The sequence below is a fragment of the Pseudarthrobacter sp. J1738 genome (assembly GCF_050490315.1).
In the GTDB taxonomy this organism is placed as follows: domain Bacteria; phylum Actinomycetota; class Actinomycetes; order Actinomycetales; family Micrococcaceae; genus JBNPEO01.
The window spans coordinates 742,653-768,905 of sequence record NZ_JBNPEO010000001.1; the positions used below are offsets into that span (position 1 = coordinate 742,653).

23 protein-coding genes and 1 other RNA gene are annotated in these 26,253 nt (G+C 59.4%); 18 read left to right on the top strand and 6 right to left on the bottom strand.

Annotated features, from left to right (window positions below):
- Positions 1-18 precede the first annotated feature (18 nt).
- From ACQR35_RS03495 to ACQR35_RS03505, 3 genes are all read right to left on the bottom strand, one after another.
- Complete coding sequence (locus tag ACQR35_RS03495) at positions 19-1,401, bottom strand: hypothetical protein (RefSeq protein WP_430269206.1); 1,383 nt, start codon at positions 1,399-1,401, stop codon at positions 19-21.
- Entirely contained in the window at positions 1,394-2,425 is a 1,032-nt protein-coding gene (locus ACQR35_RS03500; RefSeq protein ID WP_430266628.1) for a hypothetical protein, read from the bottom strand. The genes ACQR35_RS03495 and ACQR35_RS03500 overlap by 8 nt, the downstream gene beginning before the upstream one ends.
- A 110-nt stretch (positions 2,426-2,535) precedes the next feature.
- A complete protein-coding gene (locus ACQR35_RS03505) occupies positions 2,536-5,181 on the bottom strand; it encodes an FG-GAP-like repeat-containing protein (RefSeq protein WP_430269207.1) in 2,646 nt (881 codons plus the stop codon).
- Between the two features lie 305 nt (positions 5,182-5,486).
- Between ACQR35_RS03505 and ACQR35_RS03510 the strand changes: the two genes are divergently transcribed.
- The 13 genes from ACQR35_RS03510 (at position 5,487) to ssrA (ending at position 15,800) form a co-directional block, all read left to right on the top strand.
- Positions 5,487-6,710 carry a CpaF family protein gene (locus ACQR35_RS03510; protein WP_430266630.1) on the top strand — a complete coding sequence of 408 codons (1,224 nt, stop codon included), beginning with the start codon at positions 5,487-5,489 and terminating at the stop codon, positions 6,708-6,710.
- The gene (locus tag ACQR35_RS03515) at positions 6,710-7,564 is read left to right on the top strand and encodes a type II secretion system F family protein (RefSeq protein ID WP_430269208.1); all 855 of its coding nucleotides are present in this window, start codon (positions 6,710-6,712) and stop codon (positions 7,562-7,564) included. Before ACQR35_RS03510 ends, ACQR35_RS03515 begins: the two co-directional genes overlap by 1 nt.
- A 62-nt stretch (positions 7,565-7,626) precedes the next feature.
- Positions 7,627-8,502 (top strand): type II secretion system F family protein, encoded by an 876-nt coding sequence (locus ACQR35_RS03520; protein WP_430266729.1) that lies wholly within the window; start codon positions 7,627-7,629, stop codon positions 8,500-8,502.
- A 58-nt stretch (positions 8,503-8,560) separates the two neighbouring features.
- Positions 8,561-8,854: a hypothetical protein gene (locus tag ACQR35_RS03525; RefSeq protein ID WP_430269209.1), complete on the top strand. Its 294-nt coding sequence runs from the start codon at positions 8,561-8,563 to the stop codon at positions 8,852-8,854.
- A complete protein-coding gene (locus tag ACQR35_RS03530; RefSeq protein ID WP_430269210.1) occupies positions 8,838-9,257 on the top strand; it encodes a TadE/TadG family type IV pilus assembly protein in 420 nt (139 codons plus the stop codon). The genes ACQR35_RS03525 and ACQR35_RS03530 overlap by 17 nt, the downstream gene beginning before the upstream one ends.
- Entirely contained in the window at positions 9,238-9,738 is a 501-nt protein-coding gene (locus tag ACQR35_RS03535; protein ID WP_430269211.1) for a hypothetical protein, read from the top strand. Before ACQR35_RS03530 ends, ACQR35_RS03535 begins: the two co-directional genes overlap by 20 nt.
- Entirely contained in the window at positions 9,738-10,226 is a 489-nt protein-coding gene (locus ACQR35_RS03540) for a pilus assembly protein TadG-related protein (RefSeq protein WP_430266635.1), read from the top strand. Before ACQR35_RS03535 ends, ACQR35_RS03540 begins: the two co-directional genes overlap by 1 nt.
- A gap of 38 nt (positions 10,227-10,264) precedes the next feature.
- The gene (gene prfB, locus ACQR35_RS03545) at positions 10,265-11,380 is read left to right on the top strand and encodes a peptide chain release factor 2 (protein WP_430266636.1); all 1,116 of its coding nucleotides are present in this window, start codon (positions 10,265-10,267) and stop codon (positions 11,378-11,380) included.
- Positions 11,381-11,548: 168 nt separating this feature from the next.
- A complete protein-coding gene (gene ftsE / locus ACQR35_RS03550) occupies positions 11,549-12,370 on the top strand; it encodes a cell division ATP-binding protein FtsE (protein ID WP_430266637.1) in 822 nt (273 codons plus the stop codon).
- A complete protein-coding gene (ftsX, locus tag ACQR35_RS03555; protein ID WP_430269212.1) occupies positions 12,367-13,281 on the top strand; it encodes a permease-like cell division protein FtsX in 915 nt (304 codons plus the stop codon). The genes ftsE and ftsX overlap by 4 nt, the downstream gene beginning before the upstream one ends.
- A 98-nt stretch (positions 13,282-13,379) precedes the next feature.
- Positions 13,380-14,759 (top strand): peptidoglycan DD-metalloendopeptidase family protein, encoded by a 1,380-nt coding sequence (locus ACQR35_RS03560; RefSeq protein WP_430269251.1) that lies wholly within the window; start codon positions 13,380-13,382, stop codon positions 14,757-14,759.
- 51 nt (positions 14,760-14,810) lie between these two features.
- The gene (gene smpB / locus ACQR35_RS03565; protein WP_430266639.1) at positions 14,811-15,284 is read left to right on the top strand and encodes an SsrA-binding protein SmpB; all 474 of its coding nucleotides are present in this window, start codon (positions 14,811-14,813) and stop codon (positions 15,282-15,284) included.
- Between the two features lie 147 nt (positions 15,285-15,431).
- Positions 15,432-15,800: a transfer-messenger RNA gene (gene ssrA, locus ACQR35_RS03570) on the top strand.
- A gap of 45 nt (positions 15,801-15,845) precedes the next feature.
- Here the strand turns inward: ssrA and ACQR35_RS03575 are convergent.
- Entirely contained in the window at positions 15,846-17,036 is a 1,191-nt protein-coding gene (locus tag ACQR35_RS03575) for an IS481 family transposase (RefSeq protein WP_430267517.1), read from the bottom strand.
- 303 nt (positions 17,037-17,339) lie between these two features.
- Here ACQR35_RS03575 and ACQR35_RS03580 point away from each other — a divergent pair, with 303 nt between their 5' ends.
- The 4 genes from ACQR35_RS03580 to ACQR35_RS03595 are packed head-to-tail and all read left to right on the top strand — an operon-like array spanning position 17,340 to position 23,002.
- On the top strand, positions 17,340-18,833 hold the full coding sequence (locus ACQR35_RS03580) for a tyrosine-type recombinase/integrase (RefSeq protein ID WP_430269213.1): 1,494 nt from the start codon (positions 17,340-17,342) through the stop codon (positions 18,831-18,833).
- Positions 18,830-20,536: a hypothetical protein gene (locus ACQR35_RS03585; RefSeq protein WP_430269214.1), complete on the top strand. Its 1,707-nt coding sequence runs from the start codon at positions 18,830-18,832 to the stop codon at positions 20,534-20,536. The genes ACQR35_RS03580 and ACQR35_RS03585 overlap by 4 nt, the downstream gene beginning before the upstream one ends.
- Entirely contained in the window at positions 20,523-22,574 is a 2,052-nt protein-coding gene (locus ACQR35_RS03590) for a hypothetical protein (RefSeq protein WP_430269215.1), read from the top strand. The genes ACQR35_RS03585 and ACQR35_RS03590 overlap by 14 nt, the downstream gene beginning before the upstream one ends.
- The gene (locus tag ACQR35_RS03595) at positions 22,574-23,002 is read left to right on the top strand and encodes a hypothetical protein (RefSeq protein ID WP_430269216.1); all 429 of its coding nucleotides are present in this window, start codon (positions 22,574-22,576) and stop codon (positions 23,000-23,002) included. Before ACQR35_RS03590 ends, ACQR35_RS03595 begins: the two co-directional genes overlap by 1 nt.
- A 710-nt stretch (positions 23,003-23,712) precedes the next feature.
- Here ACQR35_RS03595 and ACQR35_RS03600 read toward each other — a convergent pair.
- Positions 23,713-23,913 (bottom strand): hypothetical protein, encoded by a 201-nt coding sequence (locus tag ACQR35_RS03600; RefSeq protein WP_430269217.1) that lies wholly within the window; start codon positions 23,911-23,913, stop codon positions 23,713-23,715.
- Positions 23,914-24,151: 238 nt separating this feature from the next.
- Positions 24,152-24,415, bottom strand: coding sequence for a helix-turn-helix domain-containing protein (locus ACQR35_RS03605; RefSeq protein WP_430269218.1), 264 nt, complete (start codon positions 24,413-24,415; stop codon positions 24,152-24,154).
- Between the two features lie 778 nt (positions 24,416-25,193).
- Between ACQR35_RS03605 and ACQR35_RS03610 the strand changes: the two genes are divergently transcribed.
- Complete coding sequence (locus ACQR35_RS03610; RefSeq protein WP_430269219.1) at positions 25,194-25,922, top strand: GIY-YIG nuclease family protein; 729 nt, start codon at positions 25,194-25,196, stop codon at positions 25,920-25,922.
- Positions 25,923-26,253: the final 331 nt, after the last annotated feature.

The following is a 26,253-nucleotide window of genomic DNA, read 5'->3' on the forward strand; positions in this document are numbered from 1 at the left end:
GCAGTTTCTACAAAGATGCTAGACCCGTTTGCGCACCAGCATAAAACCGGCGCCGCAAACGCCCAACGCGACAACGATGCTGATCAATCCGGCGAGGAGTGTGTTTGGCACTAGAAAGTTCAGGCCGACAACCACTATTGCTCCAGCCGCTGTCAACGCAAATGGACGCCACGGGAATGCCTCTCGCAACGCTTTGGCTGCAAGCAAGGCATATACCAATCCAAGCATGCCGAACGCGCCGACTTTGACGGCACCAAGCTCCCAGTAGTTGGTGGTCTGGGCAGCGAACAGGCCAACAAGGCCAGCTAGCACTAGCACAGACGGCGTAACCCACGTGAACGAACGGGTTTCCTGTTTAGCGAACAACACTGACATTGCCAGCAGGTAGAGTGCATAACCGCAGCCCACTGCGGGCAGCACCTTTGCTAGCATCATGACTTCGGGGTCGTTCCCCTTCAGGACGAGCATTCCCACTGTCGCTCCGGAGCTGCCCAAAAGCACAAGACCACCGGCAATGAGAGCTGCCTGAGTCGAAAGCTGCCGTGCCACGACGAGCAGCCCATTGCTGTGGGACGCTTCGAAGAGCCTCGCTGTCCAGACATTGTTCAAACTCGAGAGAACAGCGAACGGGCCCAGGGCAAATGCTGCTGCGGCAACGTATCGTCCGGAGCCTACAGAATTTTGGAAGTGTTGTACAAGGAACGAATCGCCTTGCATCATCAGCATCATGGCAATGCTGTGGGGAAGCAGAGGCAAGCCAAGCTTGAACGCAGATTTCACCGCAATCCATGCTTTTCCGGGCCACAGTGGTGGTGCAAGCTTGAAGGACACGCCAGCGGTAATTGCCATCCCAATGAGGAACGCGGCCATGTAGGTGGCGGAGTCGGCTGATAACAAACTAATCGCAATAAGTCCACACAGGTGCGCTCCCAGAGACGCAGCCCCACTCAACATCACGAAGGCCAGAGCTCTACGTTGGCTTCGCAGAATGGCTTGGGAACTCACCACGATACTGAGCAGACCAGTGGACGCCACAGCAAAAGCGAAAGTCGCCCCAACGTGACTGTCCGGTATTGAAAAATAGACAAATAGTGCGGAGATCAGAGAAATACCGAAACTCAGGATCAGGTTTGCTCCGTGTATAGCCCGAGCGTGGGCTTTACCGTTTTCTGGTTGGAAGTACGCGCGGGTAATAGCTAGGGGCAACCCTGCGGACAATACCACCTGGCCAACTTGCAACACTACTGCGGAAAAACCTACGCGCCCCCACTCCGCAGAGTCCAGGATTCGAATGGAGAACGGCTGTACTAAAAGGGCGCCTAGTCCCTGTAGCGCTGCTCCAAGCAGGTAGTAGACCGATTGCCTCGTGTGAGATACCGGTGCTTTTGCTGAATCAGCCAAAGTAGTCCATTTTGGGGGCAACGAGTGTGGTGGAGGACGAACGGGCTAGTCGGTCCGGAAGGTGCTCAAATGGGTCACGAAGGAAGTGAAGCGGAGATGGCTTGACGTCGTTAACCAACGGGCCGACTTCGCGCTTCTTGAGCCCTAGGATCGCTTGAGCTTTCGCAATTGGGGCACCAACCCAGTAGTCGGCGAATGCCCGAACGGAGGGCGTGTCCCACCCGAGCGTGTGCCGAAGTTCCTCGGGCGATTGCATATATTCGTAGCCCAACTCCGCCCGTGCAACGGACAAGAGTGTTGGGCCATCGGTGGCGTCTTCGTAGAATTCAGGCCACAAGCGCCGGAGATACTCTTCGGAAGAGGTTTCTTGAATACCGGCGATCTGGAAATGGGGCCCGTAGATACTCACCGGCGTTTCTACCGCAGCCCCGTAAATTAGCGCCGTTGCCAAACGGTTGGAAATTACTTTCTTGGAGCTCATGAGTAACCACATAACTCGAGCCAGGAATGCTGAGTCGCGCCGTTCGCCTGCGCTGGTAATGGTGTGACCAGCGTCTGTCCAGGCCTTGACGATTTCTGGCTTTTGAAGGTCGTCGACGTGCATACACACGAGAGCCGATCCTTCGCGCTCAAAAATTTCACGGGCATATGCGTTCTGGTCGCCGTCCACGGACACCAATCGTGTGCCGTGGAAAGGGAAAACGACTGCGTCGATAGTGCGTTCTATTGGAGGTCCACTGCGGTTGACCATCTCGGCTAAATAGAGGGCGGGGGCGCCGATTGCGGTGCTTCTAAAGCCCGTCTCGCGAACCGACTCTTCTTCGGTCCACCCCCGAGAATCGTGGGTCCACACAAAGAGATTGCCTGCGGGGGCAGCGCTGGCTAGATCGGCAAAGTGCGTTGAAATTGGTGTCACGGGTGTCCAGCCGTGCTGAAGCAGCCCTCGCATATGGCGTGGGCGGGGTAGACCTGCGTGACCGGCTAAAACCGCGGAGTGGCCGTAGAAGTGATTCTGGATATCCATTACGGACCGGACTCCTTTTGAGAGAAATTATGGAACTGCGTGGGCCTGCGAAGTAGCGACCGCATTCAAGGATACGACACATTGCATGAGCGAACCTGTCCCGTCTGTATCTAGCTGGTGCCCGAACTTAGCAAGACATTTTGCATTCCGCCCTTACCGTTGCCGGCTGCCACCCACACGGAACCGTCCGTGCGCCGAAGCAAAATATTCTTCTGTTGACCAGAGGTGAAGCCAAATGCGGGCATCTTCTGATCTGCTGTTTGCCATGGTCCTGAAAGCGCCGTACGTGGCTTGAAGCCTCCCACGCCGTCTCCCGGGTAGAGCCAATTTGTGCCGGACGAGGTGTTCGCCAGAAGATCGGCTTTGCCATCACCATTGAAATCTCCAGTGGCCACTACCGCGGAAAAGATATCCCATCCACTTCCGATCTGTCGTCGCGAAAGAAATCCTCCTGAGCCGTTGCCGGGATACAGGAAAAGTGCCCCTTGCGACGTTCGGGCCATTATGTCCCCGGAGCCGTCACCATTCCAGTCGGTTGTCGCGACGATGGAGGCGAATATTTGCCAGCCCTTACCGATCGTCTTAGGCGCTAGGAAGTTCCCACGCCCGTCAGTCGGGTAGAGCAAGAGTGTGCCATCGACGGCCCTGGCCAGCAGGGCCGTTCCGCCTTTTCGATCAAAATCTCTTGCCACTGAAACAGAGGTGAATGTTTGCCAGCCGGCGCCAACTTGCCGCCGGGTCAACCATCCGCCGTGCCCGTTGCCCGGGTACAGATAGAGCTGCCCAGTCTTGGCGACGGCCAAAACGTCGGGGTTCCCATCGCCGTCGAAGTCGCCAGCCTCTAGCACCTTCGCGAATACCTGCCATGCGCGGCCAACTTGCACCGACATCGCAAAATTGCCCTTACCGCCGCCTAAGTACGTGGTGAGTGCGCCGCTGGAGGTACGAACGACGATGTCGCTTTTACCGTCGCGATTGATGTCGAGGCCACCGAGCACAGAATCGAACGCTCCCCAACCGCGGCCAGCAATAACGGGAGATGCGAAACCGTTAGAACCATTCCCAGAGTACAAATACAGGTCTCCGGACGTGGAAATGGCGAACAGATCTGCCTTCCCATCACCCGAGAAATCACCGGCAGGAAGGACAGAAGCGAACTGTTGATAGCCCTGACCGATGCTGATCCGAGGCTTAAATCCTGCTTTTCCGTTGCCGGCATAAAGCCATAGCACCCCGTCTGTCCCCACGGCTACGAGGTCGTTAAACCCATCGCGGTTGAAGTCACCCGGCGCGAGTACAGACTTGAAAATGCTCCACCCAGAGCCAACTTGTGTTCGTGGGCGAAGTCCTCCTTGACCGTCACCGGCGTAAAACCAAAAATTCCCGCTGGCGTCGCGCGCTAGGAGATCAGCGTTTCCGTCGCCATTAAAGTCTTTGGTGGCAGTGACGACGTCGTAGATATCCCACCCTGCCCCGATCACGGTCGCTGCACCGAAAGTCCCGTCTGCGAGCCCTCGCTGGAGCAGCAGTTTTCCGTCAGCAGTCTTCGTCAACAGATCGGCGCGTCCGTCTGAGGTGTAATCACCTGATGTGAGGCGCTGTACTTTTGTGAACAGAGCCGGAGCGCTGGCGCCAGCAAAACGCTTCAGCCCTGCGGCGTCACCGTTCCATACATTCGAGTCGCCCAAGAATGGGCCCTCGGAGCTGTACTGCCACATGCTGTAGGCGCTCCAGCTCGCGGGCAAGGTTCCGGCGTCGTTGCTTGCAGAAAGCGGGTAGGCGGCGAGCCACAGCGGGTAATCACTAAAGGCGGCGGAGTTGCCGGTGCACTGCGTCCACCAATCGGTGGTGGTGTAGATCGCGGGCAAGCGTCCGGTCAGCGACTTCATGGTGGTGCCGAAGTCTTTGAGCCACTGGACCATTTGACTCGCGGTCATCCCGTAGCAAACATTTCCAGTGTTGTACCCGAGGTCTGTGCGGCCCGCGTAGGGGTTGTACTCAATATCAATCACGGGAGGAAGTGTGGAACCGTCGGCGCTCCATCCACCACCGTTGGCCACAAAGTACTTGGCTTGGGAAGCGCCAGAGGACCAGTTGGGAATAGCGAAGTGGTACGCGCCGCGGGTCATACCAACCTGGCGCGAGCCGTTGTATTGCTGAGCGAAGTTTGCGTTGGTGTAGAAACTACCCTCGGTGGCCTTCACATAGGCAAAGCGCGAACCCTGGGACCACTGCGATGCCCAATCCACATTTCCCTGATAGGCGCTGACGTCTTGGCCAGGAACTCCAAAGCTGGGACGCCAATGCGTTGCACTAAAGGCCTCAGCACTCACGGCTTGCCGTGATAGCACGCCGCTGGTTCCAGAGGACACGTACTTCTTTGAAGCGTTGGTCTCCATTGTGGCGCCGGCTGGGCCGATGGCTTTGAGGAGTTGTTCCTCTTTACTTCCGGCCGGTGCTGGAACCGCAGAGGCCGTTGCGGTTGCGGTGGGGGACATAGTGGGCGCAACCGTCGTCGTACTTTGTGCGGTGGCGGCGGGGGAGGCCGACGGCGAAACAGTCGCCGCGCTGCTGGTTTTCGTGGCGGATGCTGTGGGGCTGGGCGACGACGTTGAACTGGTCAGCGAATCGGCGTTAGCCGCGCCCGGCGACAGTAGTCCAAGTGTGGTGACGCAAACGGCGGCGAATGCGGCGCCGCGGAGTGTTCGAGACTGAAGTGCGCTCGGGTGGCGGCGGGAAAGTGCAGGCTTAATCATGGATGACTCCGGGGCAGTGCGGGGAGGAGCTCAGCTTGCACTGAAACTTTACGGGCCGCTAGTTGCGACAGGTGTTTTGCAAACTCTAGGGGCTAACGCGAATACCCTAACACCTCGCGCCTGATGTGACCAGAGTGATCCATGTGACTCGAGTGACTAAACGAACGGCGCATCGATCGACTTCTGAGTTGGTTGTTTTCCACAGGCAATCTCGTATGACTTTTATTCAGCTCTGTGCTGGCTTACCGTGTTGGCTAATAGGGGACAAGCCAGCAGGTCGACGGCGCAAGACGTACGGGGGAAACGTGGATGCAATAGCTATTGTCGAGGATGAGGTCCGTGAGCTGATTAGACGGCGTGGCCTAGATCCTCTGACGCAAGCGAGCGACGTTCGTCGCCTGGTTGAGGCGGCGGTTAGCGATTACGACGAACGCTCGATGCTGGGAGCAGTGCCGCCACTAGGCCACGCGGAGACCGTGCGCCGCCAAGTATTCGATGCTGTTGCCGGGTTTGGGGCCCTGCAACCGCTCTTGGACGATCCCAGCATTGAAGAAATTTGGCTCAACGCGCCTCATGAAATATTCGTGGCGCGTAACGGTGAGTCTGAACTGACTTCCATTTCGCTGACGGACCAGCAGGTCAAAGACCTCGTGGAACGGATGCTGAAGAGTTCCGGCAGACGACTGGACCTCTCCTCGCCCTTTGTGGATGCGGCATTGCCTGATGGTTCCCGTCTCCACGTCGTGATCCCCGATGTCACCCGCCGGCATTGGGCAGTAAATATTAGAAAGTTCGTGGTCAAAGCAACCCGGCTTGAACACCTTGTGGAATTCGGCACACTCACCCCGCAGGCCGCACGCTTCCTCGGAGCGGCCGTGAGTAGCGGCTTGAACGTACTGGTCTCGGGAGCTACTCAAGCGGGGAAGACCACCATGCTCAATTGCCTTGCCGCCAGCATTGGCTCGCGTGAACGTGTGGTCACTGTTGAAGAAATTTTTGAGCTCAAGCTTCCACTCCGCGATGTAGTGGGCCTCCAATGCCGGCAGGCAAACCTCGAAGGTGAAGGAGAGATTCCGCTACGCAGGCTAGTTAAAGAAGCTCTGCGTATGCGGCCCGACCGGCTGATCGTGGGAGAGGTTCGTGAAGCCGAGAGCCTAGACATGCTGATCGCCTTGAACAGTGGCCTGCCTGGGATGTGTACGGTCCACGCGAACTCCGCGCATGACGCTGTCACCAAGATCTGTACCCTGCCGCTGCTAGCCGGAGCCAACATATCCAGCCACTTTGTGGTGCCCACCGTAGCGTCCTGTGTTGACTTAGTAGTGCACTGCACGCGACTCGCTAATGGGCGCCGGCGAGTATCGGAAATACTCGCGTTGGGACGTCGAGTCGAAAACGGTGTGATTGAGTCCACCATGGTGTTCTCAATCAAAGATGGCGAACTAGCCCCAACCGGGACTGGGCTGCCTTCAGCAGACAAGCTTGCATTGGCAGGTTACGACGCAGCCTCGCTTTTGGAGGTTCGCTAATGTCGGCGGCTTGGGGGCTTCTTTTTGGTGCCGGGCTCTTCCTGATCTGGTGGTCATTTTGGGCTGTGCCCGTAAAGCCAAAACGTGACGCTAAACCATCACGGCTCGAATTGATGCTCCTGAGCGCCGGGATCGAACGGGTCAGCGCAACGGGCCTAATCGTCTCCTGCTTCGCAGTCGGGCTTGTGGTGCTTTTGGTTTTCTTTGTTTTCACACGCTCGTGGCAGATCGCTGCGTGCTTTGGCCTATTCGGCGGGTGGCTCCCGCTGGCTTTAGTGAGCTGGCGCGCCAAAAAGCGCACGGCCGTGCTACGCCAGCTATGGCCCGACGTCGTTGACCACCTCCGCTCCGCCATCCGGGCTGGTCTCTCACTTCCGGAAGCGCTGATGCAATTGGGCACCAAAGGTCCGGAGGAGTTGAGGCCGCTCTTCTTGGAATTCGCTGCTGACTACCGTTCAGGTGGGCAGTTCGATCAGTCGCTCACGCTCCTGAAGGCTCGCATTGCTGACCCAGTGGCAGACCGGATCATTGAAGCTTTGCGTCTGACAAGGGAGGTCGGCGGTTCAGACCTGGGCCGGCTCTTGGGCACCCTCGCAGAATTCCTGCGTGATAGTGGCAGAACCCGGAGCGAGCTTGAAGCGCGCCAGTCGTGGACAGTAAACGCAGCCAGACTTGCTGTTGCGGCACCATGGATAGTTCTGCTGCTGATGGCTTCGCGGCGCGAGGCAGTGACAGCCTACAGCTCCACCCTCGGTTTACTTGTCCTTGTTGGCGGCTTAGTGATCTCCGTGGTCTGCTACCGCGTGATGCTGCGGATTGGTGCCCTCCCAGAAGATGAGCGGGTGCTCCGGTGAGTGCGCTGAACGCGTCAGCGGTATTTTGTGGGGTTGTCCTGGGAGGTGGGCTCTGGCTGGTGATGGTCAGGCTGCCGTTTATGCGAGCCACTACGTTCACGGACCGCATTGCCCCGCAGCTGCGTTCAGCCAGTAACGAGTCTCGGTTACTCCGGACGGCGAAACAGAACATCACACCTTTCGGCGCCCTGGAACGGATTCTTGCTCCCGCGCTCCGGGACGCAGTCCACTGGATGGCACGGTTTAATACAGGCGCCTCGGCACTTAGCCGACGCCTAGCCCAAGCTGGCATCAAAAAGAGCGCAGTGGACTTCCGGGCAGAACAGCTGCTCTGGGCAGGAGCGGGATTTGTCGTGGGCGTAGTGGCCATTGTGAGTTCGGCCGCGGCAGGCCGATTCAATCCCTTAATAGCGGTTATAGCCGTGGTGGGAAGCGCCTTAGCCGGGTTTGTAGCGCGCGACTATGTCTTAGGGGTGACCATCCGACGCCGTGAAGCCAGGATGCTCTCAGAATTTCCTAGTCTGGCGGAACTAATGGCGCTCGCAGTCAGTGCGGGGGAGAGCGCCACCGGCGCCTTGGAGCGGATATGCCGTTCGGCCAAGGGCGAGTTGGCCTCGGAATTCGCGGAAATTTTGGCTCAAACTCGGGCGGGAAAACCACTTGTTGAGGCGCTCCAGGACTTTTCCAGACGCACTGACCTTGCGCCGCTTGTGCGGTTTGTCGACGGGATCGTTGTGGCTGTGGAGCGAGGGACCCCACTAGCCGAGGTTTTACGAGCTCAAGCGCAGGATGTGCGTGACATGTCCAAACGCGAGCTGATGGAATCTGCGGGCAAAAAAGAAATTGCCATGATGGTTCCGCTCGTTTTCGGGGTATTGCCGCTGACCGTCATTTTCGCAATATTCCCTGGTATTGCTGCCATCTCGCTCAATCCCTAACGGGCTACCCGGATTTCAAAAATCAGATTAAATCTCATCACTAGCAAGGAAAGAAACCATGAAAATCCAAAAAATCACGCAAACTACCTTGACCATGTACCGGGCGTCAGCTCAACTGATCGCCCTCGCACTCACTGCACTACTTGGACTGAACGGATCGCTGGGTCAGTCAGTGCCCGGAGCAAATACAAGCCCGCTGGACCGGACTGAAAACAGCGAACGCGGCGATGTCCCCGGCTGGGTCATGATCACACTGATGTCTGCCGCTCTCGTGGCACTCTTGCTAGCGATCGCCGGCCCCGCATTGGAAGGGTTGTTCAATCAGGCAATGGATAGTGTCGGCAAGAAATAAGTTCCTCAAGGGGACTTTATCTACGGCCAACCGGGATTCGGAGCGGGGCTCTGCCGTTGTGGACTTTGTCCTCGTTGGGGCGCTGCTCACCATGTTCTTTTTGGCGATAATTCAGCTCACGCTTGTTCTCCATATCCGGAACACTCTGATTGATGCTGCGGCTTCCGGTGCGCGGTACGGAACGCTCGCTGACCGAGGCCCCGCCGATGCGGTTCAACGCGCTAAGGACTTAACAACTTCGGCACTGAATGCGGACTTCGCTCAGGACGTTACGGTGTCAGAGACTGAATACCAGGGGGTAAGAACCATGGAAGTTAGGATTTCTGCCCCGCTGCCTGTCATTGGCCTCATTGGTCCTAGTGCGGCGCTGGAGGTGACAGGGCATGCAGCAGTGCAGCGCTAGCGTTGAACGCTTCAAACATCGGCTCCTACTCGCGCTGGGCCGCGATGCACACGGACGGGCCACCGCCGCGAACCAGGCTGGCAACGCCATTGTTGAGTTCACCTTTTTGTCCGTGCTGCTTATGGTTCCAGTGGTGTACTTCATCTTGACCGTGGCTCAACTTCAGGCCGCTTCATTTGCTGCGGTTGGCGCCACGGATCAAGCTGCCAAGGTTTACGTCGCCCAGGCCAACCCTGCAGATGGAACAGTAGCCGCACAGCAAGCGGCAATGCTTGCGCTCGCGGACCACGGGTTCGGGCAAGAAGCAGGCAGTATGTCAATTACGTGCGCCCCAGGCAGTTGTTCAGATTCTGGTTCGATCGTGACCGTGAGTTTGGATCTGAGCGTTCCACTGCCATTGATGCCCTTTGATAACGGCAACCGTCTCAACGTCGGGAAGGTCTCGTCATCGGCGAGCCAAATCGTGGGACGTTTCCGGTGATGAGTCCCAAAATTCGAGAAGCTCTCACCCCGTCAACAAACACCAAGGACGGAGAGCGATCCAACGAAGGCGGCCAGCTGATGGTCATGATCATTGGGTACGTGCTCCTTTCACTACTTCTGGCAACCGTTGTTATGGCCATCTCGAATGTGTACATCGAGCACAAGAAACTACTTTCGGTTGCTGACAGTGCTGCAGTAGCCGCAGCGGACAGCTATTCCCTTGGCCAAAATCAAGGCGGCTCTTCACCGGTGGCGGAATTGAACTCGCAACGCGTCTACAACTCGGCCCAAGATTTTCTGGTTAAGGACAACGCCACGGTCCGCTTTAACGCCCTTGCTCTTGACCCAAGGACCGGCAGCACCGACGGACGAACTGCGAACGTTGTCCTCACCGCCGTCGTACATCCACCAGTAGTGAACTTCCTCATCCCGGACGGGATCAGAATTGAAGCGAGCTCGACGGCGCGGTCTAGGCTGGTGCGATAAACACGCCACGCGCTGCTATAGCGTAGGCTGGATTGACCATGGCTGCCATAGATTTTCCCGCGGAAATCCGCGCATTACGAAGCACGTACACCTCCATCGAACAGGTCTCCAACGTCGAACAAATCCGTGAGGATATTGAAGACTTGTCCGATCAGGCTGGTGCCCCTGATCTTTGGGATGACCCTGCGGCAGCCCAAATCGTGACCTCAAAGCTCTCTCACCGCCAGAGCGAACTCGAACGTCTCACTACTCTGGCTGACCGAATCGATGACCTTGAAGTTTTGGTTGAACTGGGCCAAGACGAAGACGACTCAGATTCGATGGATGAGGCCGCTGCGGAACTGGAATCGATCCGTAAGTCGCTGGCTCAGCTAGAAATCGTGACGCTGCTGGCCGGCGAATACGATTCGCGCGAAGCCGTAGTAACTATTCGCTCCGGTGCCGGTGGCGTTGATGCAGCTGACTTTGCCGAGATGTTGATGCGTATGTACCTACGCTGGGCGGAGCGCCATGGCTATCCCACCACCGTGATGGACACTTCCTATGCCGAAGAGGCTGGGCTCAAGTCCGCCACCTTCGAGGTCAAAGCGCCTTATGCCTTTGGAACTTTGAGCGTTGAAGCAGGGACACATCGTTTGGTTCGGATCAGTCCTTTTGACAACCAGGGTCGCCGGCAGACGTCCTTCGCCGCGGTGGAGGTTATTCCTCTGATTGAGCAAACAGACTCGATCGAGATCCCGGACAATGAAATCCGTGTTGACGTGTTCCGCTCATCTGGCCCCGGCGGACAGTCCGTGAACACCACTGACTCAGCTGTCCGGTTGACACACATTCCCACCGGCACCGTGGTGTCCATGCAAAACGAGAAATCGCAATTGCAGAACCGTGCAGCAGCCATGCGGGTCCTTCAGTCGCGGCTTCTGCTACTCAAAAAAGAGCAGGAAGACGCTGAGAAGAAAGCCTTCGCTGGAGACATCAAGGCGTCCTGGGGGGACCAGATGCGTTCCTACGTTCTCAACCCGTACCAGATGGTCAAGGACTTACGGACTAACTTCGAAGTCGGTAACACCTCCGCGGTCTTGGACGGCGACATTGATGACTTTATTGACGCAGGCATTCGCTGGCGCGCGGATAATCGCAACGCGGCCGAGTAGTCACGGTTGATCACCGATTAGGCGACACACCGCGCTAAACGGGGGCCAAGGGTGGGTTCAATGCCTATAGTCGAAAGGCCGGAGCCTACTTCCCCCAAGCGAAAGCCCGAGCACCGGTAGCTGGATAGGGCAATTTTTTGCGCTCTCCTGCCGGGTTTACGAAGAGTCATGATTCGTTTCGAAAATGTCACCAAGGTCTATGACCAAAAGGCGCGTCCTGCACTGGATTCGGTGAGCCTAGAGATCGACCGAGGCGAATTTACCTTCCTCGTCGGGGCTTCCGGTTCAGGTAAGTCCACGTTCCTGCGCTTGGTCCTCAAAGAGGACCGTGCCACCTCCGGGTCCGTCTATGTCGCCGGGCAAAACGTGGACAACATCTCCAGCTGGCGTGTGCCCAAGCTGCGCCGTGGCATCGGTGTGGTGTTCCAGGATTTCCGCTTGTTGCCGCAAAAAAATGTCTTCGCCAATGTGGCCTTCGCTATGCAGGTCATTGGGAAGAGCCGAGCAGTTATCCGCGAGACAGTGCCTGAGGTGCTTAAGACGGTTGGACTTGAGGGCAAAGAACGCCGTATGCCTCACGAACTTTCTGGTGGTGAGCAGCAGCGCGTGGCGATCGCCCGCGCCGTCGTAAATAAGCCGGGCATTCTGCTCGCTGACGAGCCCACTGGAAACCTTGACCCCACCACGTCGATGGGGATTATGGCTGTTTTGGACAAGATTAATCAGAACGGCACCACGGTTGTTATGGCCACGCACGACGACGATATTGTCAACGAGATGCGCCGGCGTGTGATCGAGCTAAAAAATGGTTTGGTTGTTCGTGACGAAGCGAAGGCTTTGTACACTTCGATGGTCCCGGTGGTCAGCGCTCGTGGGGAACGTCCGGATTCCGGTTCGCGCTCCACCGACCGGTCAACGGACCCAAGCCGTTCAAAAGGTTCAGACAGTTCAACGGGTTCGAACCGCACCGATGAGGAGGGCCAGAAGTGAGGCTCGCGTTTATCCTCGGTGAAATCGGCGGGGGCCTGCGGCGCAACCTATCCATGGTGGTTTCTGTCATTCTTGTGACCTTTGTGTCGCTAACATTTGTGGGCGCCGCGGGGATGTTGCAATTGCAGATCAACCAGATGAAAGGCTTCTGGTACGACAAGGTCCAGGTTGCCATTTTCCTGTGCAGTGACGGTTCGACGGCGACTGGTTGCGCGAGCGGGCCGGTGACTGCGGAGCAGAAAGACAATCTGCAAAAACTCTTGGAGTCTGACAACGTCAAGCAGTACGTCAACGACTTCCAGTTTGAGTCCCAGGATGAGGCTTTTAAGCACTTCAAGGAGCAGTTCTCCAATTCACCGATCGTTGACTCGGTCACTGCAGACCAGCTGCCTTCTTCGTTCCGAATCAACCTGAAAGACCCGCAGAAGTACCAGATCATCTCTGAGACGTTCTCTTCTCAGCCAGGTGTTGAGTCCGTGACGGACCAGCGTCAATTGCTAGAGAAGCTGTTTTCTGCGATGAATGCAGCGTCCCTGGTAGCGGTGACGATTGCCGGTGTGATGATCGTCTGCGCCATCTTGCTGATTGCCACCACCATTCGGCTTTCGGCCTATAGCCGTAGGCGCGAGACGGGAATTATGCGGTTGGTGGGTGCCTCCAAAACAGTGATCCAACTGCCGTTTGTTCTTGAAGGTGTTATTGCGGCCGTGATCGGCGCAGTGTTGGCCTCGGCTACGCTCTGGGCAGTGGCGCACTTCTTCCTTGGCGACGTCCTTGCCAAGCAGTACCCCCAGACTGCGTTTATCTCGGCTGGCCAAACGTTGATTTTGGCTCCCGCGTTGATTGCCCTAGGTGTCCTCTTGGCTGGCGTTTCCTCGTTGTTGACGCTGCGACGTTATCTGAAGGTTTAGACATGATCTCTATAAAGGATTATTCGATGCGCGCATTCAAGGGCAGCGGCGCTGTTCGCAGCACTTCACGTAGGGCTGTTCGCCGGGCAAGCCAGGTGATGGGTTCTGCTCTAGTCCTTACGTTGACCCTCAGCCTTGGAGCTGTGCCAGCAGCGCATGCGGATAGTTTAGAAGATCAACAGAAGGCTCTTCAGGATCAGGCAGCAAGGGTTCAAGATTCTCTCGAGTTCGTTGATGCCAAGATTGCCAAGGCTGCCGGCGACTTGGTGGTGTACCAAGGACAGCTTCCCGGCGCCCAGCAGGCCCTCCTTGCAGCCCAAGGCCGCGTAGCCACCGCTACCTCCGAAGTTCAGGCCATGGCGGCTCGAGTAGATATGGCTCAGCAGAACAAAGCCAAAATCACCGAGCAGATGAACACGGACAAGCAGAAGCTGGCGTCAACCAAAAAGCTCATCGGTCAGATCGCATCGCAGGCTTATAAGTCCGGGGGAGTGCCCTCTGATCTGTCACTCTTTTTCGGAGCAGACGGCACTGGATCTTTGACTGACACCATGGATCTTGCTGATCAAGCGTTGCGAGCTCAAAACTCTGCCATGGACAAGTTGTCCCAGCAGAACGCCACCAACGTGAACTCACAAGCCCGTCTTGTTGCCGTTGAGGCTGAGATCAAAGACCTTAAAGCTAAGGCCGACGCTGCACTTGCTCGTGAGCAGGCAGCGCGTGATGATGCAGCGTCAAAAAAGGCCGCTGTGGACAAACTTGTTTCAGACACCACCGCGCTGAACAACCAACTTCAAGCTGCTAAACCTGGCATCCAGAAGAAACTTGCCAGTGTTCAAAGTGCGCAAAACGAAGTTGCAGCGCAGATCAAGGAACGCGATCGTAAGCTTCGCGAAGCTTGGGAAGCAGAACAGCGCCGCAAAGCTGCCGAGGCTGCCGCAGCCGCTGCGGCAGCACAAGCTGCTGCGGAGGCCGCAGCGGCAAAAGCCGGACAAGCAGCTCCGCCGGCCCCGCCGGCACCGCCGGCCTACACCCCAAGCCAGGGTTCGCCGTCGGCCTTTGGTCTCCGGCACCCGTTCAGCGGCGACATTCCCATCACCTCTGGGTTCGGTTGGCGCGCAACACCGCCTGGCACCATCGACTTCTATGGCACCGGTGGATACATGCACACAGGTATCGACTTCGGTGCGGCTTGTGGCACCCCGGTGTACGCTGCAGCGGCTGGTGAGGTCACCGTGGGCGGCTGGACCAATTACGGTGGCGGCAACACGGTGATGATCTCGCACGGAGTTGTCCAAGGAAACTCTTTGACCACGGTTTACTACCACAACAGCAGTGTTGTGGTCTCTCCCGGTATGCGCGTCAGCCAAGGTCAGCTCATTGCCTATTCGGGCACCTCAGGTAACTCCACTGGTTGCCATGCCCACTTCGAGACGTGGCTTAATGGCTCGCCGGTTGACCCCATGACCCTGCTCTAGGTTTTCTGCGCGTAAACTAGTGGGAATCAATTCGTTCTAAGGAGTTTTACCGTGCCCAGAGAGAGTGGCCGGAAGGTAGTGGCCACCAACCGCAAGGCCCGGCACGACTACCACGTTCTTGATACCTATGAGGCTGGTATTGCCCTCATGGGGACCGAGGTGAAGTCCTTGCGTGAAGGCCATGCCTCAATGGTTGATGGGTTTTGCACCTTCTACAACGATGAGTTGTGGATGGAAGGCATCCACATCCCGGAGTACAACCAAGGCAGCTGGACCAACCACGCAGCACGCCGGCGGCGGAAGCTGCTTTTGCATCGCGAAGAGCTCATCAAAATCAGCCACAAGATTCGTGAATCCGGTTTTACGATAGTGCCGCTTCAGCTGTACTTCGTAGATGGCCGGGCCAAGGTTGAGATTGGCATTGCCCGGGGTAAAAAGGACTATGACAAGCGCCAAACGCTGCGTGAGCAACAGGACAAGCGCGAGGCGTTGCGCGCCATGCGCGAAAAAAACCGCGGTAGCTAAGATTCCTGGCTGGAAGGCCAAGGGCAGTTTGTTTCCTCAAGGCCTGCGCCGTTCTGCCGGCTGAGGTGGCGGGGTGCCCTGTGCCGCGCTATACTGAAAAGTCCTGCTGGACACTTCGGTGCACGTCAGGTATTGGTAACAAAATACGGGGATGATCGGTTTCGACGGTGTTCGTCGCGCCAGGTGAAGCGGGCCGAGGATGCAGAATTATCTCGTAAACGCTGTCTGCAAACCAATAAGTGCCGAATCAAAGCGCACTGACTTCGCTCTCGCTGCCTAAGCAGTAAGACAGTCCGTCAGCCCGGGGATGCTATCGCTCCGGATACTGGCGTCATTAAGATAGCCACTGCTAGTTACTTTTGTCATTGGAGTAGCTGGGACTTTTAGATGACTGGGCCCGGATCGGCTACCTGTTTGCAGGATGGCCGGGGCCGAGAAAATCCGACGCAAACTGCGCCCGGAGAAGCCCTGGCAACACCACATCGGACGGGGGTTCAATTCCCCCCATCTCCACCAGTGTGATGTAGCGGGACATAGTTCATATATGTCCCGCGTCATCGTTCATATGGAAGGACCCTCGGCTTCGGCCGGGGGTTTTTTCATTTTTGCTTGGTATCCCTTCATGGGGTCGAGTGTGTAGGTTCCGAGAATTTCTCCCGTGCTTGTTTGGATGACGGTGGCGGCATTGTCGGCAACGAGGACGGTGACCGGTTCGTCATTGTGGCGGCGGCCCACGCCTAGATGTAGCAGTCTGCCTTGGAAGCGCACGGTTACCTTTCCCGCTTTATCGATCCTGTCCGTGCGGACGCGGTGATGAACACCTTTAGCAAGCCCTTCAGGCTGAGCTTTTGGAAGTGCTGCGTACGTTTGCGCGGGTGTGCGTCGTTGCAAGGCCCTGTGTGGGCGTTCAGTGTTGTAGACGTTCAGGAACCTGACGAGGTCTTCATTTAGCTGTCCTAGGGTGGTCGCTGGTTTTTGGATGGTGAGCCATCGCTTCAGGGTTTGGTGGAATCGTTCGATCTTTCCTTGCGTTTGGGGGTGGTTGGGTTTGCCGTTCTTTTGCACGATCTTCAGGTCCCGGAGCGTTTTCTCGAACGCGTTCAACCCTCCCCGTCCGCCGGCAAGCTTCGTGGTGAAAACCATCCCGTTATCCGTCAGTGTTGAGGCAGGGAATCCATGGATCTCTCCCGACTGAATGAACGCCTCGAGAACCAAAGCCCCGGTAACTCGCCGGTGGGCAGTGCAGTAAATCAGAAAACGGGAGTGGTCATCGAGGAAGTTCAAGATCTCGATGTCCGTGCCGTCCGCGAGAGCCCAGTGCGTGAAGTCTGATTGCCACGTTTCGTTGGGTTGACCGGCCTCGAAGCGATGCCAAGACGAACGCGGACGTTTGTGGACCTCGTTGATCACGAGGCCCGCTTGGCGCAATACACGGTGGATCGTGGACGGCGCAGGGGCTTCTAGCCCCTCGGATTCCAAGTGCCATGCAATTGTTTCAGCGCCGGCATCGAGGCCCTTGACTGTCAGCTCATGGCGCAGAGCACGGATACGCTCACGCACACTCTCTTGGGTCTGACGCGGATTTGAATGAGGACGCCTGGATTGCGGAACTAGCCCGTCCTCGCCTGCGCAACGGTACCTGCGCATGAGTTCGTAGACCCAGCGGCGGCTGACGCCGAAGTGTTCAGCGGCCTGCGCCGGGGATAATTGCCCCTGGCGGATGGACTTGATGATGAGTTGATTCTTCTCCATCAAATCATCGTGAACCGATAGGAACGATGACGCGAGAGATCCAGAACTCCACCGACAGAACCATGACCCGAGAGATGAACTCACTGTCACCGTGTGCTTCATGTCCCGCGACATCGATGAACTATCACTGTGCAGTATGTCCCGACACACATATGAACGATGTCCCGATTTCAAACACCCCCATCTCCACCAGACAGATTTAGGGAGTGTATTCTTACTTCCTACATCGCATAGTGTTTGCTACTGTCTTCCGCACGAGTAGTGCCATCGGGTAATCACCGTGGCCATCGAGGGGAGGCGGCAGTGAGGACTGTATTTATCAACCGGCAACTGCTGGGTAACGAAGGCCTGTCCCTCCCCGAGGGACAGGCCTTCGCCGTTTCTCACGTCCGCGAGGTCTTCGATGAACGAACACTGCCGGACGGCTTCCCGTTCGTCGTCGATGACGACGGCGGCGTCAGCGGCTGCCGTTACCTGAACCAGTACCTTCTCGATGCCCAAGAGCAGAAAGCCTTCGACTTAGGCAACATGCGCCGCTTCCACGTCTACCATCTCGCCCGGTTGCTGCGTTACATCCGGCGTAAGCGGGCGCAAGGGCTCGCCGTGCTAGCAGGACAGACGGTCGAGGACTGGCTGAAGACGCATGGGGAACCGAAGGTCGACCTGATCCACGCGACCCGTAAGGATCTCGTCGGCTACCGCGACAGCCGCCAGGGCGCCGTCGAGTTCACCACCCTCGACACCGAATTGGGCTGCCTGTCCTCGTTCTTCCGTTATGCCACCGCCGTGGGCTGGGTCCCGGCCAATCCGTTTCCGCAATGGGGGGAGCGGAACACGCTCATGTCTGGGAAGCGGAAGGTCCGCCAAGCCCGCTTTCTCACCACGGCCCAGACTGCGCACTTCTTGTCGGCAGGGTTACGGGGTGATGGATCCGACGCGGTGTCCCGTCCTGCAGCCCCGGAACGAGACTACGCGTATGGGCTGTTGCTGGCTGCGACCGGCCTCCGCAGAGAGGAGGGCGCGTTCGTTCTCGATAACGAGATCCCGCCTCTGTCTGGAATGCCGGCCGACGGAGTGCACGTTTTCGAACGCATCGGCAAGATGGGTGTCATCCGCTCCATCTATGTCACGGCCGAGGTCGCCCGGACCGTCGACCTCTACCGGCAGACCGAGCGGGCCGCGCTCGTCCGGCGCCACCAGGCGTCCCTGCGCAGGTTACGCCGGCAGGGGAGGCTTCTAATCTTTGATGGATTTACCCGCCTGCGCGGGCAGCCGGCCGTCGTCAACGACGGGCACCCTCGCTCGACGCTCGGCCTGACCGACGAGGATCGCGCCCGTGCCGTCCGGATCCTGGACGACGGCAGCATCGAACCGCTGGCTCTGTTCATCGCACGGGGGCTGCCCCCGGTGCCGGCCTACTGGAACGAGCTGTTCTCTGACGCCCGCGACAGGGTGTTCGAGCTCGGCGGCCCCAACCGTCCTCCGGCGCACATCACCGTCACGCCGCACACCTTCCGCCATACCTTCGCCGTGACTATGCTGGCTTCGCTCATGCAAGAGGGACGCGAACGGGCCGGAGATCCCTACCTACTGCTGGCCAACCCGGTGCTGACCGTCAAGGAACTGCTCGGGCATGCCAGCGTATCCACCACCTACCAGTACCTCTTCGCCGCTGAGACCTGGCAGGGCGAAGTGCCGCGCGCGCTGCGTTCCCTGGCCTCCGAACTTGTCGGGCACGCCGCCCTGGACCCTGAACGCGATGCAGTGCAGCACAAAGCAGGTGAGGAGGAGGCATGACACGAGGCTCCTACAGCACCCCGGCAAGCCCCACCCACCAGCCCCCGGCGGCCGCCCTCACCCTAGATGACCCCCGCACGTACACCTGGCACGACTACGGACAACCAGCCACGGCGTCCATCACCCCCTCGGACTTCCTCCTGCCCGTGCTCGGTGCACAGCTTGCTGACAAGTGGTTGGAGGTAACCCAAGAGAACGGGCGCGCAATGAAGGAACTGGCGACATCCGTACGCAAATTCCTCACCCATGTGGGACAGCAACCCCACGCAGCGGGAAGCGCGTCGTCATTCGCATTAAGCGATGTGCGTCGCCGGCACCTAGACGCGTGGGAGGTGGACCTCTTGGCGGCGCATCGGGAAGCCAAGACCGACACCCACTACCGCTACGCCGTATACCTGTTCGCCCTGCTCGACCGCATTCACTACGACACGCCCGACATCCTTCACACTGAAGTGGTGCATCGCCTTGAGAGCGACACACGGCTCCGCCACCACCGTAACGATGGTCTGCCCGCCTTCGCCCCCGGCGAGGTGAGGCAGATGCGGTCACGTGCCCACCGACTCGTCCACGGCCAGTTACGCCTCGGGACAGACGGGAAAACAGGACCTGCTCCACCCCGTCAGGTGCTGGTCGCCGCCCACGTCCTGCTTAGCCTGGCAACCGGTGAACCGCCTGAGGTGATCCGCGCCCTTAGAGTCGACCACATTGCCGCGACCGCCCCGGCAGAGCACGAACGGGATGTCGGTGGCATGACGCCCGCGGCCCGGCTCGCATGGCTGGCCGAACGGGACCTGGTAGACCAGTATGCCGTTACCTGGACGAAGAACCGGGCGGGGGAAACCTACCAGGACGTTTACACCCGACATGACCACGCCGTCCACCGGACGCTAACGGCACTCATCCGGCTGACCGCAGGACTGCGTGCGCGCAGCGCTCTCCCCGCGCTCTGGCAGCAGGAGCGGGGGGACGGCCGGATCACCGAGCCGGTCTGGAACAACGACGACTTTGGGATTCGCCGCTGGATTGGCGACGCGGACCTGACGGTCAGTGAGCCGCAGGTCTGGGGTCGGTTTCGCAAGGTGGTGCTCGCAGGCGAGGCCTTGGCCAGCCCGCGCCGCTATTTGACCAGCAATCGACGGCACGGGGCCGAGACGTTCTTCAGGCATTACACCAACAGTGAGGTCCTCCGTGCCGAAGCGGGACGCCTGCTGCTTGAGAGCGCCGATGCCATGTTCAATGCCGCGTTGGCTGGACCCACCGTGGTGACGCCGGAAGCCGAGCATCTGCTGGCCCAGGGCCAGGATGCTGCCGGCCTCGACGCGGCTACCGCGGCAGCCCTGTTGCACGGCGACCTCGAAGGGCCCCAAGCCGCCTGCCGCGACCCCAAGGACAGCCCCTTCGAGGCGCCGGGGGCCATTTGCACCAAATCGATGACCGGAACCTGCTTCGGCTGCGGCAACGCCATCATCACCCGGCACCACCTGCCGGCGGCGCTGGCCATCGCCGAGGTCGCCGACCCGGCCCGCGCCGCCGACCCACAGGTCTGGCTCGACCACTGGAAGCCGATTTACGAGATGATTACCCAGTTGATCCTGCCCGCGTTCTCCCCCGAAACCGTAGAAGCAGCCCGGGAGCGCATCGCTTCAGTGCCGCTCGACCTTGGCACGCGCAACGACATGCGGGGCACCGATGACGAAGCCTGACTCCGTAGCTGCCGCCCAACCCGGCGTATTCACCCCCGGCGAGCCGGTCTGGGCACTGGAAAAGGACGGACCCCGCTACGGCCAGCACGTCTGGGACTTCGGCCGCCTCATCAAACGGATAGGCGAGGGGGAGCGCAGGATCGATTTCATCGAAATCCCGGATGGCTATCGCGCTGATGCCGCAGACCTGCTGATGGTCCTCGCCCAACCCGACCACCCGGCCGTCGTCGAGGCGGGAGTTGTTCGCCGCGCTGATCCCGCCCCGACCCACACCGTTTACGGCACCTACCTGCACCTTCGCACCTTCGCCCAGTGGGGCAAGGCCCGCTCCCTAGCGTCATTCAGGGCCTGGCGGCAGCAGGACTGCGACGATTTCCTGGCCGATCTTGAGTCCGGACGACACCGCGAGAACGCGCACGGGGTGTCGCCATCTACGATCCGTAGCTATCTGGAAGTGCTTAAACTGCTTTACGACTGCCGAGCCATGCTGCCTGATGGCTTGTCCTTCCGGCCATGGGGCGCGCGGACCGCCAATGAGATCTCCGGCGCAGGCGATGGCCGAGGTGTCGAGAATGGGAACGCGCCGCTCGGGTGGGACCTGTGGGCACCGCTGGTCGCCTCGTCGTGGGCGATTGTGGACCAATGGTCCGTCGACATCATCGCCGCCGTTTATGCCCGACAGAATCTTCCGCCGCAGGCCTCCGGACCAGGCGGCACGAACGCCCTGAGCATTATCAAAGCTTGGGATGCAAACGATGGGAAGCTGCCGCTGCATACCGGCTTCGGCCGGAGCCCCGGCCGGCGCGGCCAACCAAACGTGTCGATGCTATGCAGAGTGCTGCGCATACACGACTCCGTCCTCAACCGGGCTAACCACAACTACCGTCAGGAGGCGGCAGACCTGCTGGCCGCCGCGGCCGTTGACGCTCGCCGCGCAGTCTTTGGGGGACTGGTCGAGCCTTCAGTCCTAGTTGCTCAAGCGGATGGTACCCGGAACCCGTGGGTAGCCGAGATCGGCCTAGGCGAGACCGAGCGCTTCGTCAGCGTGCTGCGTGCTGCGTGCTACGTCATCATCGCTTGCCTGACTGGGATGCGGGACGGTGAAATTCAGGAACTGAGACGTGACTCTGCGACCACCCGGGACGGTTTGCCTGCTCTGGCGAGCATCGAGCACAAGGGCAATGACACCCTGGACGGGGAAGCACGTGCGTGGTGGGCTCCCCAACCTGTAATCCGCGCGTGCCAAGTACTGGCCGCCGTCAGTCCGCACCCCGTCTACTTATTCGCGCGCAGTGCCACAAACGCCGGCGCCTACGCCGGCGACCGGGACCTTCCCCGCCTCATAGCCTTCGTCAACGGCGATCCGCAGACCCGCCCCGGTCGGGGCGCCGGCCTGGGCCTTCGTCCGATCAACACCACAGATTCCGACAGCATCAATGCGGACACGCTGCGCCGATCTTTCGCGGTCTACTCTACGACCAAACCCGGTGCCGAACTGGGCCTGGGCATCCAACTGGGCCACTCAGCCTGGCGCATGACCAGCGGGTACTTCAGCGACGGCCAACAGCAAGCAGTTAAGCATTTGGACGCTACCCGCAAAGTCATTCTTCGTAAGCAGGTCGCCGCGCTTATTGCGGACACAGCCCCAGTCGCCGGGCCAGCCGCCCGGCACATCGAGGCCTTCCGCGCTCAGGTCATCGCCGACCCATCCCGCGCCGACCACATCGCCGATACTGTCGCGGACCGTTACCACCTTGGTATCACGAATGACTGTATGTGGAATGTCGCCACCAGCGGCTGCGGAACCGACGGCCCGCACCTGAATGACCACATCTGTATAGGGGTTGATTGCTTTAACGCCCTCCTAAGGCAGGCACACACCCCCGTCCTCAGAGATGGAATCGCCCGACTTGACGGTTACCTTGACCGGGAAGGAGGAAACGCGGACCTACGCGCAACAAAGCAGCAGGACCGGGCGAACCTTGTCCGCGTCCTCCGCGACCTCGGCGACGACGCGTCCGCCCCGATGGAGGAATGATGCCTGCGAAGCGCAAACGAGTCTCCGATGACGTGCTCACCCGTGTGTCCGATGCAATCAAGGTACTCTCCGTCGACCAAAACGCGCCACGGACGAAACGACAGATTGAAATCCTCAGTGGGCTCGGCCATGACGCAGTGGCCCGCGCTTTCCGGCAAGACGCGACCGAGCCGGACAACCCGTACCGGCTCAATGAGAAATTCAATCACCTGATCGGCGCACTCGGCAGCGGCAGGCGAAGCCCCGCGGGCGAGGAAAAGCATCAGGACAAACAGAAGATTGCCGAACTCAAACAACAGGTCAGCGAGCTCAACCGGCAACTTGACCGGTACGCGATGACCCTCTTCGCCTACTACCTCGAGGACAACCCGCGCACAGAAACGAATGGCGCCGTCTCCATCCGCCGGCACAGACGACAGCGATCCTGACGTCCATCACTAACTCGTGGCCCCCTGACAAGGTCTCAATACAGGATGCCGTGCCACCTGTCGTCGTCGCCAACGCCATCCGGGCTACCGGGACGTTCCACAGGATCTGCGGGCCTCGTCTGGAACTAAAGTGGAATCTATTGATTTTTCCAAGGCCCTGACACTAGTCTCAGTGACACTTGCTTGCCGGCGAATCGTTCTAATGAACCACGTCGAAAAGGATGCGTCAGATGTCTGATATTTCAAACGACCCGCAGGGATGCAAGTACGCACATGTCGATGTCCCACCGCCATGTAACTACAAGCCCGCTGAGTGCGACTGTGACCCTCGGCAGGACGTGGACGGGTCCGAGCACTCCAAAGGTGCCGCGCCTGTCCCAGCCTTCCTCGGCCCCATTTACCTGGAAGCAATCCGGCACGAGACTAAGCGTCTCCGTACGCAGCCCCGCCACCGAACTAGTGCCTTACTGGCCCACAGCCTGAAACACATCCTGGCGCTGATTGACAGAACTTCGCTCCGGGGAAAGCGGGACTATGCCCTGCTCCTGATGGGATTCGCGGGAGCCCTTCGGCCGAGCGCGATGACGAGGCTGACGGCTGGCCAGTTCCGCCACAGGCGAGGCACAACCCCTTTTTCGGTGCAAGTTTGCGGAAAACGGTCGGCGCAAATCGTACTTTTCCGCCGTGGCCGGTCCCGTGACACCGACCCCCTATTTGCACTGCACGAGTGGCTGGCGGCGACCGACATCCGGGACGATGAGGCGCTGTTTCAGCATATTGCCCCGGGCGGCGGTATGACGAGCGGTGAAGCCCTGGCGGCCGCCGATGTAGGGAGGATCATCAGGAGGCGGGCTGCCGATGCAGGCTTGGATAATCCGTACCTGACTGGTCACAGTCTCCGTCGTGGACATTTGATCACGATGTGGGCCGAAGGCGCCGTGGAGCTGTGAGCTGACGTTTCGAGAGGCCGGATGGCCTGCTTCATGCCGGTTCACGCCTTCTCGGTGCCTGCGGTTGGGTTGCCTGCTGGCACCGCGATGGCGTCTTCAGTGACAGATCGATAAGAACATGCGAGGTTCTGCGACCTTCGTTGTTTCGATTGCCGGCGGCGAGGTGTGGGATGCCATGCACTCCAGGATGTGCCATGACCTACTCAGGTGGTGCTACCGCTGCATTGAGGAGGTCTCCCGGCCTCACACTAAGTACCTCCGCGATCCCGACAAGAGTTGAAGCCCTGGGGTTGGAGCCGGGCAGGGGGTCTCGAGGTGATCCTCGGCCCGCCTCTATTAGCTGCATTTGGTTCTTCGTTATCCCGGCAAGGTGTGCGAGGGATTCCTGCGTTAGACCGTTCAGCAATCTCAGCTCTCGGATCCGTCGTCCGAGTTGGAGAGAGTGTTGCTTGGTCCAAGGCATGCATTGAACATGTCAATATGGCCCAATATAATCGACCCTATATATAAGGATTTCGCAGCTGGGGATGTGATGTTCGTTCCACAGCGTGTGGCTGTCAGTTGAAGGCATAGTCCGACCGACTGGCGGACAACAGCTCCTCAGGCCGTGGCATCACTAGGAAGAGGACCGGCAGTGGTTCAACTCGGCGTTGGGCGGTTGGTGGAAACTCTGCAGACGGGTCGGGGGACCGCTTTCGACCGGGTCTGGATGGCCGAAAACACTGCCATGGGGCTTGCTGGGCGAGCGGACCTTTATCTGATCGTGCGGGTGGCCCCCGGCAGCACGATGCGCGTGTCCGGGCGGGAGAAGCCGAAGGCAGACTACGCCCTGATCCCGGTCGCCAGCCTCCGGCGGGAGGGGGCAACCCTGCCCCTGCTGGCCATCGGCAGATGGAGCTCGGCCAACCCGATGCCCTGCTCCTCGACGTGCGCAGGGACGGCATTCCCACGGTCCGGGTCGTTTCGATTGAACGGCGTGACGAGGGATGAGACAGCCATGGCTTACTGCTTGGATGTGGAGGTCAGGGGAGTGGTGGACCACCGAGGTGCCAAGGGCCCCTTGACTGGTCACCCAGACGGGTCTTGTCTACGAGGTGGTCGGTGGGGTCGCCGCGGAGTGCAAGCCCCTGACCGGCGAACTACCGGAACCCTTCCTGGTGGGGCTGGAGGTGGACGGCAGTTCGTGGCTGCACCGGACGCCGTGGCTTGCGCGGCGCACGTGGAATGAAATGTGGTGAGTCATGGAGCCGGTTGAAAGCGCCAGCCAAGAGCCGTTGGGATACAGGTACGAGGGCAGACGCCTCACGCCGCAGGTCATGGCAGACCTTGCCAGGAACCTAGTGCCGGAACCGGTCTTCCGTCGCACGGCACTGGGAAAGATCCGTGAGTACCACCTGGCAAGAGGCGGCGCGCCGACCGAGACGGACATCGTGACCTTGATCAAGAAGGCTTTGACCATACTGGCCCGTGCGGGATTGCTTGAGGGCGCGGGAAAGCCCGGCTGGTGGCGATGGCGGCCAGGGGCAAACTTCCCGGGCCGCCTGCAGATTGGCTCCGGCTCCTGGCCCACGTCCGGCGTCTTTGTGGGGGGTGAGGTCGAAATGGCCAATCAGGGAACCAGCGAGGGCCAGGGGGCCGGCCGCGTGTACGTCTACTACTTCCCCACCTACAAGGAGTTGGCCATCCGAAAGAGGGAAGCGCGGTGGCCGGTGAAGGTCGGAATGACGTACGCCGGCAATTCCTCTATCCGCGTCTTGAACCAACAGGGCACCGTTATGCCTGAAGCTCCCGTGGTCGGCTACGAATTCCTGACGAACGCACCCCGCAAATTGGAACAGGGCCTGCATGCCATCCTCCACTGCAGGGGCCAGCAGCTGGTTGATGCCCCGGGGACAGAATGGTTCCTCTCCAGCCCGGACGAAATCAAGGAGATCGTGGACTGGGTGATTGGCCCCGAATCGCAGTGTTAGGTCGCGGCGTTGACGCCAGTGAGTCCGTTTGAGGGGACCTCGGAGCGGGACAGGCAACGCATTTACCTCCTCGTGGCCCTGACCGCGTAGTACTGGCACGCGCCGGTCCGGACCAGCGCAAGTTGCAGTAATTGGCCGACTTGGCGCATTTGCTGGGGGCCGGGGAGGATCCGTTCATGATCGAGGCGACGCCTTGAAGGCGCTGCTGGTTCGGACCAGAGACGGTAGCGGCCAGAAGCTTTGTTAGCCGCCCAGGATCCGATCAGGGGAGTGCTGTAGTTCCGACTCCGGAACCGGCCGGCGTTCGCATCTAGTTAGGCGTGCCAAATCT

Bases quoted from the DNA above. Each gene is read 5' to 3' on its own strand.
- ACQR35_RS03500 (WP_430266628.1), bottom strand. From the start codon at position 2,425: ATGGATATCCAGAATCACTTCTACGGCCACTCCGCGGTTTTAGCCGGT.
- ACQR35_RS03505 (WP_430269207.1), bottom strand. From the start codon at position 5,181: ATGATTAAGCCTGCACTTTCCCGCCGCCACCCGAGCGCACTTCAGTCT.
- ACQR35_RS03515 (WP_430269208.1), top strand. From the start codon at position 6,710: ATGTCGGCGGCTTGGGGGCTTCTTTTTGGTGCCGGGCTCTTCCTGATC.
- ACQR35_RS03520 (WP_430266729.1), top strand. From the start codon at position 7,627: ATGGTCAGGCTGCCGTTTATGCGAGCCACTACGTTCACGGACCGCATT.
- ACQR35_RS03525 (WP_430269209.1), top strand. From the start codon at position 8,561: ATGAAAATCCAAAAAATCACGCAAACTACCTTGACCATGTACCGGGCG.
- ACQR35_RS03535 (WP_430269211.1), top strand. From the start codon at position 9,238: ATGCAGCAGTGCAGCGCTAGCGTTGAACGCTTCAAACATCGGCTCCTA.
- ACQR35_RS03540 (WP_430266635.1), top strand. From the start codon at position 9,738: ATGAGTCCCAAAATTCGAGAAGCTCTCACCCCGTCAACAAACACCAAG.
- prfB (WP_430266636.1), top strand. From the start codon at position 10,265: ATGGCTGCCATAGATTTTCCCGCGGAAATCCGCGCATTACGAAGCACG.
- ftsE (WP_430266637.1), top strand. From the start codon at position 11,549: ATGATTCGTTTCGAAAATGTCACCAAGGTCTATGACCAAAAGGCGCGT.
- ACQR35_RS03560 (WP_430269251.1), top strand. From the start codon at position 13,380: ATGGGTTCTGCTCTAGTCCTTACGTTGACCCTCAGCCTTGGAGCTGTG.
- ACQR35_RS03575 (WP_430267517.1), bottom strand. From the start codon at position 17,036: ATGGAGAAGAATCAACTCATCATCAAGTCCATCCGCCAGGGGCAATTA.
- ACQR35_RS03585 (WP_430269214.1), top strand. From the start codon at position 18,830: ATGACACGAGGCTCCTACAGCACCCCGGCAAGCCCCACCCACCAGCCC.
- ACQR35_RS03590 (WP_430269215.1), top strand. From the start codon at position 20,523: ATGACGAAGCCTGACTCCGTAGCTGCCGCCCAACCCGGCGTATTCACC.
- ACQR35_RS03595 (WP_430269216.1), top strand. From the start codon at position 22,574: ATGCCTGCGAAGCGCAAACGAGTCTCCGATGACGTGCTCACCCGTGTG.
- ACQR35_RS03600 (WP_430269217.1), bottom strand. From the start codon at position 23,913: ATGTCCACGACGGAGACTGTGACCAGTCAGGTACGGATTATCCAAGCC.
- ACQR35_RS03605 (WP_430269218.1), bottom strand. From the start codon at position 24,415: ATGCCTTGGACCAAGCAACACTCTCTCCAACTCGGACGACGGATCCGA.
- ACQR35_RS03610 (WP_430269219.1), top strand. From the start codon at position 25,194: ATGGAGCCGGTTGAAAGCGCCAGCCAAGAGCCGTTGGGATACAGGTAC.